The 15,456-nt window shown below is 67.0% G+C and carries 18 protein-coding genes and 1 riboswitch; of the genes, 12 read left to right on the top strand and 6 right to left on the bottom strand.

Translation table 11 applies throughout. The features are described 5' to 3' along the window. Nucleotides 1-4 precede the first annotated feature (4 nt). From ACQEVO_RS28625 to ACQEVO_RS28595, 7 genes are all read left to right on the top strand, one after another. Nucleotides 5-631 (top strand): cysteine dioxygenase, encoded by a 627-nt coding sequence (locus ACQEVO_RS28625; RefSeq protein WP_432919443.1) that lies wholly within the window; start codon nucleotides 5-7, stop codon nucleotides 629-631. Nucleotides 632-639: 8 nt separating this feature from the next. Next, complete coding sequence (locus ACQEVO_RS28620; protein ID WP_432923103.1) at nucleotides 640-1,062, top strand: rhodanese-like domain-containing protein; 423 nt, start codon at nucleotides 640-642, stop codon at nucleotides 1,060-1,062. A 300-nt stretch (nucleotides 1,063-1,362) separates the two neighbouring features. Then, the gene (gene lysS / locus ACQEVO_RS28615; protein WP_432923100.1) at nucleotides 1,363-2,829 is read left to right on the top strand and encodes a lysine--tRNA ligase; all 1,467 of its coding nucleotides are present in this window, start codon (nucleotides 1,363-1,365) and stop codon (nucleotides 2,827-2,829) included. Between the two features lie 119 nt (nucleotides 2,830-2,948). After that, entirely contained in the window at nucleotides 2,949-3,311 is a 363-nt protein-coding gene (locus tag ACQEVO_RS28610; protein ID WP_432919441.1) for a histone-like nucleoid-structuring protein Lsr2, read from the top strand. A gap of 266 nt (nucleotides 3,312-3,577) precedes the next feature. Beyond that, the gene (locus ACQEVO_RS28605; RefSeq protein ID WP_432919439.1) at nucleotides 3,578-4,201 is read left to right on the top strand and encodes an FHA domain-containing protein; all 624 of its coding nucleotides are present in this window, start codon (nucleotides 3,578-3,580) and stop codon (nucleotides 4,199-4,201) included. Between the two features lie 278 nt (nucleotides 4,202-4,479). Continuing rightward, the gene (locus ACQEVO_RS28600) at nucleotides 4,480-7,035 is read left to right on the top strand and encodes an ATP-dependent Clp protease ATP-binding subunit (protein WP_432919437.1); all 2,556 of its coding nucleotides are present in this window, start codon (nucleotides 4,480-4,482) and stop codon (nucleotides 7,033-7,035) included. Between the two features lie 156 nt (nucleotides 7,036-7,191). Then, nucleotides 7,192-7,842: a vWA domain-containing protein gene (locus ACQEVO_RS28595; protein ID WP_432919435.1), complete on the top strand. Its 651-nt coding sequence runs from the start codon at nucleotides 7,192-7,194 to the stop codon at nucleotides 7,840-7,842. Nucleotides 7,843-8,188: 346 nt separating this feature from the next. Here the strand turns inward: ACQEVO_RS28595 and ACQEVO_RS28590 are convergent, their stop codons facing one another. Next, nucleotides 8,189-8,653 (bottom strand): YfbM family protein, encoded by a 465-nt coding sequence (locus ACQEVO_RS28590; protein ID WP_432919433.1) that lies wholly within the window; start codon nucleotides 8,651-8,653, stop codon nucleotides 8,189-8,191. Between the two features lie 85 nt (nucleotides 8,654-8,738). Then, nucleotides 8,739-9,833 carry a sensor histidine kinase gene (locus tag ACQEVO_RS28585; RefSeq protein ID WP_432919431.1) on the bottom strand — a complete coding sequence of 365 codons (1,095 nt, stop codon included), beginning with the start codon at nucleotides 9,831-9,833 and terminating at the stop codon, nucleotides 8,739-8,741. A gap of 185 nt (nucleotides 9,834-10,018) precedes the next feature. Between ACQEVO_RS28585 and ACQEVO_RS28580 the strand changes: the two genes are divergently transcribed. Beyond that, a complete protein-coding gene (locus ACQEVO_RS28580; RefSeq protein WP_432919429.1) occupies nucleotides 10,019-10,474 on the top strand; it encodes an SRPBCC family protein in 456 nt (151 codons plus the stop codon). Nucleotides 10,475-10,530: 56 nt separating this feature from the next. Then, nucleotides 10,531-10,974 carry an OsmC family peroxiredoxin gene (locus ACQEVO_RS28575; RefSeq protein WP_068045750.1) on the top strand — a complete coding sequence of 148 codons (444 nt, stop codon included), beginning with the start codon at nucleotides 10,531-10,533 and terminating at the stop codon, nucleotides 10,972-10,974. A 53-nt stretch (nucleotides 10,975-11,027) separates the two neighbouring features. Here the strand turns inward: ACQEVO_RS28575 and ACQEVO_RS28570 are convergent, their stop codons facing one another. From ACQEVO_RS28570 to mhuD, 3 genes are all read right to left on the bottom strand, one after another. Continuing rightward, nucleotides 11,028-11,816, bottom strand: coding sequence for a CbtA family protein (locus ACQEVO_RS28570; RefSeq protein ID WP_432919426.1), 789 nt, complete (start codon nucleotides 11,814-11,816; stop codon nucleotides 11,028-11,030). After that, the gene (locus ACQEVO_RS28565) at nucleotides 11,807-12,001 is read right to left on the bottom strand and encodes a CbtB domain-containing protein (protein ID WP_432919424.1); all 195 of its coding nucleotides are present in this window, start codon (nucleotides 11,999-12,001) and stop codon (nucleotides 11,807-11,809) included. Before ACQEVO_RS28565 ends, ACQEVO_RS28570 begins: the two co-directional genes overlap by 10 nt. A gap of 36 nt (nucleotides 12,002-12,037) precedes the next feature. Then, nucleotides 12,038-12,183: riboswitch (cobalamin riboswitch) on the bottom strand. A gap of 73 nt (nucleotides 12,184-12,256) precedes the next feature. Further along, nucleotides 12,257-12,568 (bottom strand): mycobilin-forming heme oxygenase MhuD, encoded by a 312-nt coding sequence (mhuD, locus tag ACQEVO_RS28560; RefSeq protein WP_280399927.1) that lies wholly within the window; start codon nucleotides 12,566-12,568, stop codon nucleotides 12,257-12,259. Between the two features lie 42 nt (nucleotides 12,569-12,610). Between mhuD and ACQEVO_RS28555 the strand changes: the two genes are divergently transcribed. Then, nucleotides 12,611-13,375: an alpha/beta fold hydrolase gene (locus ACQEVO_RS28555; protein ID WP_432919422.1), complete on the top strand. Its 765-nt coding sequence runs from the start codon at nucleotides 12,611-12,613 to the stop codon at nucleotides 13,373-13,375. Between the two features lie 80 nt (nucleotides 13,376-13,455). Beyond that, a complete protein-coding gene (locus ACQEVO_RS28550; RefSeq protein WP_432919420.1) occupies nucleotides 13,456-13,728 on the top strand; it encodes a hypothetical protein in 273 nt (90 codons plus the stop codon). A gap of 1 nt (nucleotide 13,729) precedes the next feature. On the opposite strand, the gene ACQEVO_RS28545 is transcribed toward ACQEVO_RS28550, so the two are convergent. Next, on the bottom strand, nucleotides 13,730-14,596 hold the full coding sequence (locus ACQEVO_RS28545) for an A/G-specific adenine glycosylase (RefSeq protein WP_432923097.1): 867 nt from the start codon (nucleotides 14,594-14,596) through the stop codon (nucleotides 13,730-13,732). A 176-nt stretch (nucleotides 14,597-14,772) separates the two neighbouring features. Between ACQEVO_RS28545 and ACQEVO_RS28540 the strand changes: the two genes are divergently transcribed. Further along, a complete protein-coding gene (locus tag ACQEVO_RS28540; protein WP_432919418.1) occupies nucleotides 14,773-15,396 on the top strand; it encodes a carbonic anhydrase in 624 nt (207 codons plus the stop codon). Nucleotides 15,397-15,456: the final 60 nt, after the last annotated feature.

Genomic DNA, 15,456 nt, shown 5'->3' with positions numbered 1-15,456 from the left:
GCAGATGCGTTCCCCTGTTCTTTCCTCCGTCGTCCGGCCTTCGTTTCGTGATACCGCGGCCGCCGCAGCGAATCCGATTCCCGATCGCCCGATTTCCCCGGCCTTGCCGACTCGCCTTCGTCCGGCCGACCTCTTACGGCTGACCGACGAAACCGGCGAGGACGTTCTCGCCGGCCGGTACGACCATTTACTCCCCGCCGACGGCCGGTGGCCGCTGGTGGATCGCTGGGCCACCCGGCTGGTCGCCGATGACGAGGTCGATATCTGGCTGATCAGCTGGACGCCGGACAAATCCACGAAATTGCACGATCACGCGGGTTCGCTCGGCGCGTTGACCGTGCTCAGCGGTGCCCTCGCCGAATACCGGTGGAACGGTTCCGAGCTCCGGCACCGGGTGCTGACCGCAGGTGATCAGGCCGCATTCCCGATCGGCTGGGTGCACGATGTCGTCCGCGCGTCCGAGCGGATCGCCGTTTCCGGGCAGTCCGATACCGGTCCGCTGGATCCCACGCTGAGCGTGCACGCCTATTCTCCCCCGCTCACCGCCATGTCCTATTACGAGGTGACCGGGCACGGCAGCCTCCGACGTACCCATACCGTTCTCACCGACCAGCCCGAGGGTGATCTCTGATGTCGCGACTGACCATCGATCAAATGCTCGACAACGCCCGTGCGCAATTGCGGCGGATCCAGCCCGTCGAATTACCGGCGGCGCTGGCGCGGGGCGCGATCCTGGTGGATATCCGGCCCGCGGCGCAGCGCGCTCAGGAGGGTGCATTGCCCGGCGCGCTGGTTATCGAACGGAATGTGCTGGAGTGGCGCCTGGACCCGAGCAGTTCGGCCCGGCTCGCACTGGCCACCGATCACGATGTCGAATGGATCGTGGTGTGCTCCCAGGGCTACACCTCCAGCCTGGCCGCGGCATCCTTGCGTCAATTGGGGTTGCACAGGGCGACCGATCTGGTCGGCGGATATCAGGCCCTGGTCGCCGCCGGTTTGCGCACGGTCGCGACCGGAGCCGAGCACTTCACCAGGGAAGTCCGTTCGCTCGCCGTTCTCTGAATTGTTCGTATCGGGCCGCGAATAGGTCCGGAGCGCAATACATTTCCGCCTCGGCGAGCTGTGGGCGGAATTGCCGAAGCAACCAAATGGTCTATTTCTGTCGCGGGTAACCCGGTGCGCGACCGTGCCGATTCCTTATCGTGTGGTCGAGGGGCGGGCGGCTGACGAATCGGTTTGCCGTGCACGCTAGGGTGGTTCGCTGTGAGCAACCCGAACTCCTCGTCATCCGGCGGCTCCGCGGGCACTGTTCCCGCGGGGCGATCCGGCCGCGCTGTGGAAGTCGACGACATCCCCGAGCAGATGCGGATCCGGCGCGAGAAGCGGGAACGGCTGCTCGCGGCGGGTACCGAGCCCTATCCGGTGGTGGTGCCCCGCACCCATACCCTGGCCGAAATCCGCGCCGCGCATCCCGATCTCGCGGCCGATACCGCGACCGGGCAGCAGGCCGGTGTGGCCGGGCGCGTCATCTTCATGCGCAATACCGGCAAATTGTGTTTCGCGCAGTTGCAGGAGGGTGACGGCACCACGTTGCAGGCCATGGTCAGCCTGAACGGGGTGGGCGCGGATGCACTGGCGGCCTGGAAAGCCGATGTGGATCTCGGTGATGTGGTTTTCGTGCACGGCGAAGTCATCTCGTCGCGTACCGGGGAATTGAGCATCATGGCCGATTCCTGGTCCATGGCCTCGAAGGCTTTGCGCCCGCTGCCCGTCGCGCACAAAGAGATGAGCGAGGAGTCGCGGGTCCGGCAGCGTTATGTGGATCTGATCGTGCGCCCGGAGGCCAGGGAGACCGCCCGGACCCGGGTCGCGGTGGTGCGCGCACTGCGCAACGCACTCGAGCGCCGGGGTTTCCTGGAGGTCGAGACGCCGATGCTGCAGACCCTGCACGGCGGCGCCGCGGCGCGTCCGTTCCGGACGCATTCCAATGCGCTCGATATGGACCTTTACCTGCGCATTGCGCCGGAACTTTTTCTCAAGCGCTGCGTCGTGGGCGGGCTCGAGCGGGTGTTCGAGATCAACCGGAACTTCCGTAACGAGGGGGCCGATTCGACCCATTCGCCCGAGTTCGCGATGCTCGAAACTTATCAGGCGTACGGCACCTACGACGACTCCGCGCGGATGATCCGCGAATTGATCCAGGAAGTCGCGCAGGAGGCTCTGGGAACACAGATCGTGACACTGGCCGACGGTACCGAATACGATCTCGGTGGCGAGTGGACAACGGTCGAGATGTATCCGTCGCTATCGGAGTCGCTGGGGGTCGAGGTGACTCCGGAAACAACCGTTTCGGAATTGCTGGCGCTCGCCGAACGGGAAGGTCTCGAAATTCCCGAAGGCAAGGGCTACGGTCACGGCAAACTGGTGGAGGAACTCTGGGAGCACTGCTACGGCGACAAGCTGTACATGCCGACTTTCGTTCGTGATTTCCCGGTCGAGACCTCCCCGTTGACCAGGCAGCACCGGTCGCGCGCGGGGGTGGCCGAGAAGTGGGATCTGTATGTCCGCGGCTTCGAGTTGGCCACGGGTTATTCGGAGTTGGTCGATCCGGTCGTCCAGCGCGAGCGGTTCGTCGATCAGGCGCGGCTGGCCGCGGCCGGGGACGACGAAGCAATGGTGCTCGACGAAGACTTCCTGGCCGCGATGGAACACGGGATGCCGCCGACAACCGGAACCGGTATGGGAATCGATCGGTTGTTGATGGCGCTCACCGGATTGGGAATCCGGGAAACGATACTGTTCCCAATAGTGCGGCCCGCCGGCCGTTGAGCGAACGGTTTGCATAGCCGATCGCTCGTCTTGGAATTTTTCGAATTCGGGGTATTCTTGCCTCGGGTAATCCGGCCTGAATTTTGCGGGCCGCACGATTTCGAGAGGACGTTCATCTCATGGCAAAGAAGGTCACCGTTAGCCTGATCGACGATGTCGACGGTGAGTCCATCGCGGACGAGACCATCGAGTTTGCAATCGATGGGGTGTCGTACGAGATCGACCTGTCGTCATCGAATGCGGCGAAGCTTCGGGACGAGTTGGAGCAGTGGGTTTCCAGTGCACGTCGCGTGAGCGGCCGGCGCCGGGTGAAGGCCGCGGTCGCCGCCGCCGGGGGTAACAGCAAGGGACGGGCCACGATGGATCGCGAACAAAGCGCGGCAATTCGTGAGTGGGCGCGCCGGAATGGTCACAAGGTTTCCGCGCGGGGCCGGATCTCCGCCGATATCACCGACGCGTACAACAAGGCCTCGAAGGGGTAGTTCTTCTTTCAACCGTCGTTCGGGAGGTATTTCCGCCGAAGCGGGCGACGGTAAGGTCTTTCTCGATAGCTAATTGGAATTACCGCTGGCCCCGGCGTTGCGCGCCGGGGTCACTGCGCTCAGCGGTGTTCAGTCTTGCTCGACCGCCCGCTCGCCCGGCACCATAGGGGTGTTGGTTGTACCGGGCCCGGTACGAACGCGGTACCGGGGGTCGGGGTGGTATTTCGGCAGTTGCTGCCGGTATGGAGAGGTCAGGTAGCGGCGCAGTGTCCGGATCCGCCGGCTCGTTCCTACGATTCACCGATGACGAAGGCCGCCGCCGTGAGGTGATGCTGAGCCCCGATCGTCAGCGGATCACGATAGGCCGTTCGGCCGGCGCCGATCTCTCGCTGCGGTGGGACGCCGAGGTATCGCGGCTGCACGCCGCCGTGGAATACCTCGCCGCGCAGTGGACCATCGTGGACGACGGCCTGTCGCGTAACGGAACGTTCGTCAACGGCGAACGACTGCACGGCCGCCGCCGGCTCATGCCCGGCGATCGGATCCGGATGGGCACCTCGCTGGTGTCGTTCCACGATTTCAACGGGGTCGCCGACGACGCGACCCGGGCCTCCAGTGCCAGCATCCCGACCGTTCGATCGCTGACGGAGGCGCAGCGTGGCGTGCTGATCGCGTTGTGCCGCCCCTACAAGGGCGACGCCGGATTCGCCGCGCCCGCATCGAACCAGCAGATCGCCGACGAGCTGTTCCTCAGCGTCGACGCCGTCAAAACACATTTGCGCGCCCTGTTCGCAAAATTCGGCGTCGAGGATCTGCCGCAGAACCAGAAGCGGGTCCGGCTGGCGGCGCTGGCCATGCGTAGCGGGCTCATCACCGACCGCGACCTGTAGACCTGCGCGTATCCCCGGTATGGGGAAGTCCGGATGTTCGCTCTGGGCAAAACCGGAGTGGGAAACGAATCCGTGGGTATGGGCGTTATCAGTGAATAGCGCTGCGACCGGCCACAGATCATTAGGGTGGACCGGCGGCAGTGAGACCACCCGCCAACTAGAGTGGGAGGCGGGGGCCGCAACCCCTGGCCTTCATGGCAGGCTGAGGCCGACGGTTGTCCACGACACACCACGGCACCAGCCGGCCATAGAGTCCGGAGCAGGAGAGTGAGGGAGCGATGTTCGAGAGGTTCACCGACCGCGCGAGGCGTGTCGTCGTCCTGGCCCAAGAAGAGGCCCGGATGCTCAACCACAACTACATCGGCACCGAGCACATCCTGCTGGGTCTGATCCACGAGGGTGAGGGTGTCGCGGCCAAGTCGCTGGAGTCGCTCGGTATCTCGCTGGAGGGCGTGCGCAGCCAGGTCGAGGAGATCATCGGCCAGGGCCAGCAGGCGCCGTCCGGTCATATTCCGTTCACCCCGCGCGCCAAGAAGGTGCTGGAGCTGAGCCTGCGCGAGGCGCTGCAGCTCGGCCACAACTACATCGGTACCGAGCACATCCTGCTGGGCCTCATCCGCGAGGGCGAGGGAGTTGCGGCCCAGGTCCTGGTCAAGCTCGGCGCCGACCTCAACCGGGTCCGCCAGCAGGTCATCCAGCTGCTGTCCGGTTACCAGGGCAAGGAACCGGTGGAATCCGGCGCTCGCGGCGAGACCGGTACTCCGTCCACGTCGCTGGTGCTCGACCAGTTCGGCCGTAACCTCACCCAGGCCGCGCTCGAAGGCAAGCTCGACCCGGTGATCGGCCGCTCGAAGGAGATCGAGCGGGTCATGCAGGTGCTGTCCCGCCGTACCAAGAACAACCCGGTGCTGATCGGCGAGCCCGGTGTCGGTAAGACCGCCGTGGTGGAGGGCCTGGCCCAGGCCATTGTCAACGGCGAGGTCCCCGAAACGCTGAAGGACAAGCAGCTCTACACCCTCGACCTGGGTTCCCTGGTCGCGGGCAGCCGCTACCGCGGTGATTTCGAGGAGCGCCTGAAGAAGGTGCTCAAGGAGATCAACACCCGCGGCGACATCATCCTGTTCATCGACGAGCTGCACACGCTGGTCGGTGCGGGTGCCGCCGAGGGCGCGATCGACGCGGCCTCGATCCTGAAGCCGAAGCTGGCCCGCGGTGAGCTGCAGACCATCGGTGCCACCACCCTCGACGAGTACCGCAAGTACATCGAGAAGGACGCCGCCCTGGAACGCCGCTTCCAGCCGGTGCAGGTGGGCGAGCCGACCGTCGAGCACACCATCAACATCCTCAAGGGTCTGCGCGACCGCTACGAGGCGCACCACCGGGTCTCCATCACCGACGGCGCCCTGGTGGCCGCCGCCACCCTGGCCGATCGCTACATCAACGACCGGTTCCTGCCGGACAAGGCGATCGACCTGATCGACGAGGCCGGCGCCCGCATGCGCATCCGCCGGATGACGGCCCCGCCGGACCTGCGCGAATTCGACGACAAGATCGCCGACGCGCGCCGGGAGAAGGAATCGGCGATCGACGCGCAGGACTTCGAGAAGGCCGCGCGGTTGCGCGACAAGGAGAAGCAGCTCGTCGCCAAGCGCGCGGAGCGGGAGAAGCAGTGGCGCTCCGGTGACCTGGACGTCGTGGCCGAGGTCGACGACGAGCAGATCGCCGAGGTGCTGGCCAACTGGACCGGTATCCCCGTGTTCAAGCTCACCGAGGAGGAGACCACTCGTCTGCTCCGTATGGAGGACGAGCTGCACAAGCGGATCATCGGCCAGGAGGATGCCGTCAAGGCCGTCTCCAAGGCCATCCGCCGTACGCGTGCCGGCCTGAAGGATCCGAAGCGTCCGTCCGGTTCGTTCATCTTCGCCGGCCCGTCCGGTGTCGGTAAGACCGAGCTGTCCAAGGCGCTGGCGAACTTCCTGTTCGGCGACGACGATGCGCTCATCCAGATCGATATGGGCGAGTTCCACGACCGCTTCACCGCCTCGCGGCTGTTCGGTGCTCCTCCCGGGTACGTCGGCTACGAAGAGGGCGGCCAGCTCACCGAGAAGGTGCGCCGCAAGCCGTTCTCGGTCGTGCTGTTCGACGAGATCGAGAAGGCCCACCAGGAGATCTACAACACCCTGTTGCAGGTCCTGGAGGACGGCCGCCTGACCGACGGCCAGGGCCGGACCGTGGACTTCAAGAACACGGTGCTGATCTTCACCTCGAACCTCGGCACTTCGGATATCTCGAAGGCCGTCGGCCTGGGCTTCACCCAGTCCAACAAGGAGGGCTCGAACTACGAGCGGATGAAGCTCAAGGTCAACGACGAGCTGAAGAAGCATTTCCGGCCGGAGTTCCTCAACCGTATCGACGATGTGATCGTCTTCCACCAGCTCACCACCGAGCAGATCGTGGAGATGGTGGATCTGATGATCAACCGCGTCGGCGTCCAGTTGAAGAACAAGGATATGTCGATGGAGCTCACCGATCAGGCCAAGAGCCTGCTGGCCAAGCGCGGCTTCGATCCCGTGCTCGGTGCCCGGCCGCTGCGCCGCACCATCCAGCGGGAGATCGAGGATCAGCTGTCGGAGAAGATCCTGTTCGGCGAGATCGGTGCCGGCCAGAACGTCGTGGTCGATGTCGAGGGCTGGGACGGCGAAGGCTCGGGCGAGGATGCCCGTTTCACCTTCACCCCGAAGGCCAAGCTCACCAAGGACGAGGGTGAGAAGAAGCCGGAGGTCGTGCTGACCGGTGCGGGCGAGGGCCCGGCCGAGGCCGCCTCGGGCGAGTAGTCCGGACGGCGAAGGGCCTGTCCAGCTGTGTTGCACAGCGGGACAGGCCCTTTCGCGTACCTATGGGCATTTCTCCGGGGGTGCGTAATTCAGCGGCGGCCGGACGTGAGGGCACGTAGTGTGGGGACACAGGTCCATTCCGAACCGGGGGTAACGATGACCGATCCCGACCAGAGCCTGATCGCCGTCCTGCTGGACCGCTCCGGCTCGATGCAGTCGATCAAATCCGATACCGAGGGCGGGCTGGCCGCCTTCTTCGAAGAACAGCGCAAGGTCGAGAAAACCGTCCGGGTGACCTTCGCGCAATTCGATACCGAGTACGAATGTCTCTACTCGAACGTCCCCCTCGCGGAAGTTCCGCCACCGGTCCTGCATCCCCGCGGCGGTACGGCGCTGTACGACGGGATCGGGAAGCTGGTCACCGATATCGGCACCGAGCTGGCGGGGCGCCCGGAGTCCGAGCGGCCGGGCACCGTGATCGTCGTCATCCTCACCGACGGCCACGAGAACTCCAGCCGTGAATGGACACATGCGGCGGTTCGGTCGCTGATCGAGCAGCAGCAGAACCAGTACAACTGGGATTTCCTGTTCCTCGGCGCCAATATGGACGCCGTGCAGATCGGCACCGAACTGGGCTTCGCTCCGCAGCAGTCGATCACCTACGGCGCCGCCCCCGCCGGGGTCCAGGGAGTCTTCCGGGCGGCCGGCGCGTACTCCGGCCGACTGCAGGCCCCGGGAGCCCCTGGGGCGGCCCGCGCTGCGGGATTCACCGACGAAGAACGCCGCGGTTCCAATCCGGGAGGGTGATCCCGGACTTCGGTAGGCCGGCCGCACCGCACCGAGGTCCGGCGGCCTGGGCGCCCGACGAGCACGCTGCGGCCCGCGCCACCCATGAGACCTCCCGCTGGGCGATGACAGACTGGATACCGCAGACCTGGGGCTCGAACGCGGCCCGGTTTCACCGACCGGCGCCAGGGGTCCGCGCACACCGAACGATCACCGGTCTCGGGGCACTCCGCGCCTGTCCGAATTCGGCGACAGGTGTCTAATACGGATTTGCCGACCGCCGGAACCTGCAGGGCCGGGGTGCGCTACTCGCCGAGCCGGGACCGTCGGCATTGCCGAGCTGTTCCGCGCCCCGCGAGGTTCCGCCTCAGCCCATACTCATGACGGCGGCGGATTCCGCGTCAGCGGCGGAGCCGAAGAATTTCACCAGGACGTCGTAGTACTCACGCAGATAGTCCAACGCCTCCTCGCCCTCCGCGGCCCAGATATTCGGATAGATTCCCGCCGCTTCCAGTGTGGTGGGTTCGTAATGGGCCGCGAGTGTGGAGAAGGGTGTACCACGCAGGGTTTGTGCGGTTTCGCGCACGAGCTGTGCGGACCAGGCGGTCAAACCCTCGGTGTTCTCGATGGGGTCGCCGCCCATGAACAGATCGATCCCCGTGCCGGAGCGCCCCAGCAGATATGACAGGCCGTGCCAAGCTTTGTCCAGGTACCCGCTGGGCTCCGCCGCGCGGTCCCGGCTGTCCACCACTTCCCAATAGCTTTCCGGCTCCGCGATCACCCGTGCCAGCTCCGCGTCGGAAACGCGATTGAACGAAACAACTATTCCCATTGTCACCCCGATGTCGGTTGAGATATCGGGGCAGAGGCTAGCCGCAGGATCCGACAGTTTCTTTCGCGACATTCGCCGCCCGGCGCTATTCCGTTCTCGTGGGCGCGGTTTCGGCTGGTCGGCGTTCGGATTCCCGAGTGCCGGATTTATCGGAAGCCGCCGGTGCGAACCGCTTGCTCTCGCCCGACTCCGCACGCGACCGCGATGTCCGGTCCGGGTCGACCGCCCGCAGCGGACGGCTCGGTAACCGAGCGGCCACCCGGTAACCGCCGCTGGGTTTCGGGCCGGCGGTCAGCGCGCCGCCGAGCGCGTGGGTGCGTTCGCGCATGGCGATAATGCCCATTCCGCGGGTCGGTCCGGTGTGTTCCGGTTTGCCGGTGGGCCGGGTGTTGTCGATGGTGAGGTCCACGGAATCGGCGGTGAAGCGCACGGTCACCGTGGCTTCGGCGCCGGGTGCGTGCAGGATGACGTTGGTCAGTGATTCCGTGACGATCTGGGTCGCGGCCTCGTCGATCGCCGCGGGCAGCGAACCGGCGGTACCCACGATCCGGGTATGCACCGTCAGGCCGGCGCGGCGGGGTTTGCGGAGGAGTTCGTCGAGTTCGGCCATGGTCGGATCGGGTTCGCGCGCCGGTGGCGCCGGGGCCGGGGCGGGTGCCGTGTTCCGGGGTGCGGAATCGCGGGGCCGGCCGGCCGCCGAAGACCTGTCGCGCCGCCCGAAACCCGCGCGCCGGGCGGGTTTCTCACGTTCGTCACCGGCGGGTGCGCCGGTATCGCGCGGCTGTTGCTCCTCGGCGGGTGGGGTGGTGCGGGCCGGTTCCACCGATTGGATCGCGTGCCGCAGAGCCTGTACATCCTCGAGGGCGTTGCGGCTCGTGGTCTTGATCTCGGCGACCGTTCCCGCGGCCTTCGCCGATTTGTTCTCGACCTGCTGTAGTGCCATCCCCGACTGCACATTGATCAGCGAAAGATTGTGTGCCACCACGTCGTGCAGTTCCCGGGCGATCAGCAGGCGTTCGGTACTCACCTCCAGCTCCCGTAGCCGCTGCGCGGCGGTATCCGCCGCGGCGTCCCGTTCCCGGCGAGCGTGTACGAGCGCACGCTGCTGCCGCGCCATCACCACCAGAGCGGCGGCCAATGCCAGCCAGCTCAGCAGCCCGACCATCTGCCAGCTCGTCATCGCGGACTCCACCTGCACCACCCTATTCGCACTTGGGCCGAACCCGGCGCTGCACACCCGGATTTGCTTTGCGGCAGAGGTATTGCCGCGGCGAATACTTCGCTCGGTGAAGAAACTCCTCGTCGTCGGCGCGACGATCGCCGCATCGGCGGCGGCACGCGTCCCGGCGCGGGTATGGTCCAGTGATGGTCGACCAGCAAGTGCGTTCACCGGACCTGTCAGCGCGGCCGTACGAGCTGACAGTGGAGCGAGTGATGAAAGCCTCGCCCGAACTGCTGTACCTCGCGTGGACCCAGGGATTCGATATCTGGTTCGCGGAGCCCGCAACCGTACGGATGCGCCCGGAGGTGAACGAGCCGTTCTACTTCGAAACCCGGCACGAGGGGAGCATGCACCCGCACTACGGGCGATTCCTGCGGCTCGAACCCGGCCGGCTCGTCGAAATGACCTGGGTGACGGGAGCGGCGGGCACCGCGGGCGCGGAAACCGTGGTCCGGGTGGAACTCGTGAAACAACCCCGCGGTATCCGGTTACGGCTGCGGCACAGCGGATTTGCCGACGAGGCCGCTCGTGACCGGTACCGCGCGACCTGGCCGAAGGCGCTGGCCCGCCTCGATGAGCGAACCTCTGCGGCCGGTTGAATGGTGCGAGTAGGTTCGACACCGGACCCGAACGAATCGTCTTCGAAAGGATTGTGATGCCCACACGTACCGCGCGCACCGCATGGACCGGTGGTCTGCAGGACGGCTCCGGCCAGGTCGAACTGGTCAGCTCGGGGGTCGGCAAGTACGAGGTGTCCTTCCCCAAACGGTCCGCCGACGAGGCCGGCGGCACCACCAGCCCGGAGGAACTGATCGCGGGCGCGCACGCGTCCTGCTATGCGATGGCGCTGTCGAACGAGATCGCCCAGGCCGGCGGCACCCCGGAGAGCCTCGATGTCTCGGCGGCTGTCACCCTCGGCCCCGACCCGGCCGGCGGGTTCCGCATCAGCCGTATCGCACTGACCGTCCGCGGCCGGGTATCGGGCCTGGACAACGCCGGTTTCACCACGGCGGCCGCCGCGGCCAAATCGGGTTGCCCGGTGAGCAAGGCACTGGCCGGAGTGGACGAGATCACCTTGGACGCGGCACTCGAGTCCTGACCGGTTCCCGGGCTCCCTCGTCTGCGGGGAGCCCGGGATCGCGGACTCCCGGATCACCCGGCTGCAGCAGCGGCTTCCGTTACCGGCGTGCTGCGGCGGGTGCTCCATTCGGTGAGTGCGCCGAAGGCGAGACCGATGCTCACCCACAGCGTGGTCGACACCGCCAGCGATGCCGTCCGGAATTCCCACAACAGGGTGGCCGGGAAATCCGCGCCGACCTCGTTCACCCCGGGCAGCAGAACATATCCGAGCGTGACGATCAGGGCGAAGGCGGCGACGGCCGCGACGAGCCGGACTGTTTCGAGCTGTGCCCGCAGCAGGTTCCAGACATAGCCGGCGGCCGCCAAGGCGATCAGTCCGAGGACGACAGCGGCCACCCACAGCAGCGTGCGTTCGTTGATCGTTTCCGGGTCACCGACGGCCGGGGGGTTGGCCGGGTATTTGAAGAACGGGACGAGCACCACCGCGAGCCATCCGCCGAGGCCGAGCCCCAGCACCAGTCGCGGTCCCGGTAGGGCGGTGTGGCGGCGGGCGTAGTGCGCCGCCGTCGCGACGAGGGCGCCGAAGGCCATCCCCGCCAAGGCGTTCGCCAGGAACTGACCGAACTTCTGCCACGGCCGGCTCACCACGGCCTCGTCCGGATCGTGACTGTGCCCGGCGTCTTCGCCGTGACTGTGCCCGCCGCCGTGCTCGTGCGTCGCCGCTGCCTCCTCGATGGCGATGGCCGCGTCCACCTTGGGTTCACCGACGAAATTCCCGACGACACCCGCCAGCAGACCGGCGATCAGGCCGGCGAGCAGACCACGGAGCAGCAGCGCACCGAAGGATCCGCTCAATGGCATGGCACGCCCAGCAGATGCCGTCCGTCGTGCATCAGCTCGTGCAGGAACATCCCGCTGCGGGATATCGCGCCCTGATCGAAACCGACCAGGTAGAGCGTGAGCAACGCCAGTAGAACGACACCGACTGTGATGAGCACGGTCGCCAGCGTTTCGCCGGCCCGGCTCGGGGTGTGCACGATGGCCATGATGGTCCTCCTCATCCGGAAGGTCGCGTCCGGTCGCGAGTTCTGCGCTTCGGTGCCGGTGTCTGGCTCTGCCCACTGCCGAGACAGTGCGCAATACAGTGGCGCGACCGCTCCGGGTTCCCACCGGATTACCGCATCACCTCCGCGTACTCCGGAACTGTGACACCGCCCGCGGTGGTCGTCAATATGCCCCGGAAAAAGCGCAGGTCACGCCACCGCACAGTAAAGGTGGCGTGACCCGCATCGAAAGGATCGTCAGGCGTTCTTGCCGGCCACGTCCAGCACGACCTCGAACTCCAGCAGCGAGGCGCCCGTGGCCACCGGCTTGTTCTGCTGCCCGGCATGCGCCTCCTTGGCCGGCCCGTCCCGCCACGCCGCGAAGGACTCCTCGGAATCCCACTGGGTGACGACGAAGTACCGGTTCTCCCCGGCAGTCGGCCGCAGCAACTGGAAGCCGAGGAACCCGGGGGAGTTCTCGACGGCATGCGCGCGGTGGGCGAACCGCTTCTCCAATTCGGGACCCGCGCCCTCGGGAATCTCGATCGCATTGATTTTCACAACAGCCATAGGACGAGCTTAGTGAAACGTGTGCCGAATACACTCGACCCGATGTTGCACGACGAAGGCGGGTCCGGGGTCCCGATACTGCTGCTGCACGGTCTGATGGGCAGCGCCCGGACCTGGGCCGATCAGATCGCGTGGTTACGCGGCTACGGCCATGTGTACACCTTCGACGCGGCCGGGCACGGCCGTCCGGCCCCGGCCGAACTCACCACCGACGCATTCGTCGCCGATCTTGCCGCCGCCACCGCGACGATCCCCGAGCCGATGGTCGTCATCGGACATTCGATGGGTGGCCTGCACGGGTGGGTTTTCGCCGCCGGGTACCCGAAGCGGGTACGGGCGCTGGTGGTCGAGGATATGGCGGCCGACTTCACCGGCCGCACCGCCGCACACTGGGCGGCCATGATCGAAGCCTGGCCGCAGCCCTTCGCCGACGAGGCCGCGATGCTGGAGTTCTTCGGTCCGGTCGCCGGTCGCTACTTCCTGCATTCGTTCGAGCGGAGCCGTGACGGCTATCGCCTGCACGGGGAGGTGGCCACGTTTCGCGATATCTCCGAGGAATGGGGTACGCGCGCGTTCTGGTCGCAATGGCAGCAGGTGCGCGTCCCCAGCCTTTTGATCGAGGGCGAACACACCATCACCCCACCCGGGCAGATGCGCCGCATGGCCGAGCTGCATCCGGCCGCCGAACATATCGTGATCCCCGAGGCGGGCCATCTGGTCCACGACGACCAGCCCGCCCGCTACCGCACCGCAGTCGAACGGTTCCTCGGCCGGGTACTCACCGCCGAAGCAACCCCGAACCGCTGATCGTCGGCATTCGCCTGCGACAGCCTGCCCCAGGTGTGCTCGTCTAGGCGGAGCAGCAGCGCCGCCACGGCCGGGAATGGATGGCACCGCCGCCGGGCCCCGAGGACGCCAGCAGCCGGGCCGAGGAAGTGCTGGACCGGGTGAACGGCCTGATCGGCCGCCCGGGCAAGGCCGCCGACGCCGAGCCCGAACCCGCCGAGGCGCCGGCCGATGTGGTCGACGCCGAGGTGGTGGAGCCGGCTCCCCAGCCCGCTCCGGTGCCGGCGAACCCGCGCCGGACCAGGCCCACCCACCGGGCTCGCGGAGAGCCCGCGCACCCCGCTCACCGAATCCGAGGTGCAGGCGCGCGGTAACTCAGCCCTCGCCGGCCAGGGCGAAGCGCCCGTCCACTGTTTGCTCGATCAGGCCGTCCACCAGGAGCGAATCCAGGGCGCGGTCGCGCTGGCCGGGGTCGCGGGTCCAGGCCAAGTCCAAGCGGATGCGATCCACCGGCTCCGTCGCCGCGCGCAGTACATCCAGCAAACGGCCGCGCGCCTGGCGGTCGGTGCCCTCGTATTTCTGGGTCCGGCGCGTGGACTCCTGTACCGGGCGGCCCGCCGTGACCCAGGCGCAGCGGGGGAGCGGGCAGCGGGTGCAGTCGGGGGTGCGGGCGGTGCACACCGTCGCCCCGAGTTCCATCAGGGCCGCGGAGAACACCGCCGCCCGGTCGACCCGTACGGGCAGCAGCGCCTCGGTTTCGCGGAGATCGCGGGCCGCCGGGTTGCCCGCCTCACCGCGACCGTGCACGGCCCGGGCCACCACGCGGCGAACATTGGTGTCCACCACCGGAACTCGCTGCCCATAGGCGAAACAGGCGACCGCCCGCGCCGTGTAGGCCCCGATCCCCGGTAAGCCGAGCAGGACCTCCACATCATCGGGGACTTCGTCGGCGTGCTCACTCGCCAGCACCTGCGCGCATTCGTGCAACCGCAGGGCGCGGCGGGGATATCCGAGCTTGCCCCACGCGCGCAGCACTTCGCCCGCGCTCGCCGCCGCCATGGCCGAGGGCACCGGCCAGCGCGCCACCCATTCCCGCCAGATCGGTTCGACCCGCGAAACCGGAGTCTGTTGCAGCATGATTTCGCTCATCAGGATCTGCCAGGCCGTGACGCCGGGCCGGCGCCAGGGCAGGTCGCGGGCGGTGCGGGAGTACCAGTCGATCAGCGCGTCGGTGTCGAGCACGGCCGATGCCGGTGAAACTCGGTGCTCGCCCGTCTCCGGACCTGCGACTGCTCTGCTGCTCACCCGAACTCGCTCCGTTCACCTCACCGTGCAATACCACCGGCGACGCGCGGACCGACGCCGCGTCGTAACGGGACCGAAGCCGGGGGCAATACGAATCGTGCAGAATGGACACCATGCCTCAGTCCAACCCGGTGAGTGCCTGGAAGTCGCTGCGTGAAGGAAACGAGCGCTTCGTCAACGGCACGTTGTTGCATCCTAGTCAGGGTGCCGCCGACCGAGCCAAGCTCGTCGGTGGCCAGAGTCCGACCGCCGTCCTCTTCGGCTGCGGCGATTCCCGGGTAGCCGCGGAGCTGATCTTCGATCAGGGCCTCGGCGATATGTTCGTGGTGCGTACGGCGGGTCATGTCATCGACGCCGCGGTGCTGGGTTCGATCGAGTACGGCGTGGGTGTGCTGAACGTCCCGCTGATCGTCGTCCTCGGCCACGACACCTGCGGCGCGGTCAAAGCGACGCTGGACGCGCTCGACGGCGGCGAGGTGCCGGGTGGATTCATCCGCAGCATCGTCGAGAAGGTCACCCCCTCGATGCTGATCGGCCGCCGCGAGGGCCTGAACACGGTGGACGAACTCGAGGCCCGCCACGTGGTCGAAACCAGCAAGCTGCTGATGGAACGGTCGAAGATCGTCTCCGAGCGGGTGGAATCCGGGCAGTGCGCGATCGCCTGCGTCACCTACAAGCTGGCCGAGGGCCGGGCGCAACTGCATCGCGTCGTCGGCGAAATCGGGGAGACCGTCTAGCGGGATACGCGCGGTACCGGCCGGCCGGATACCCGGCCGGCCGGTGGCGTCCCGGCAACC

Origin of the sequence: Nocardia sp. CA-290969 (assembly GCF_050936135.1) — a bacterium.
Lineage (GTDB): Bacteria > Actinomycetota > Actinomycetes > Mycobacteriales > Mycobacteriaceae > Nocardia.
The sequence above is the reverse complement of the archived record's forward strand: the minus strand, read 5'-3'. Positions and strand labels throughout refer to the sequence as shown.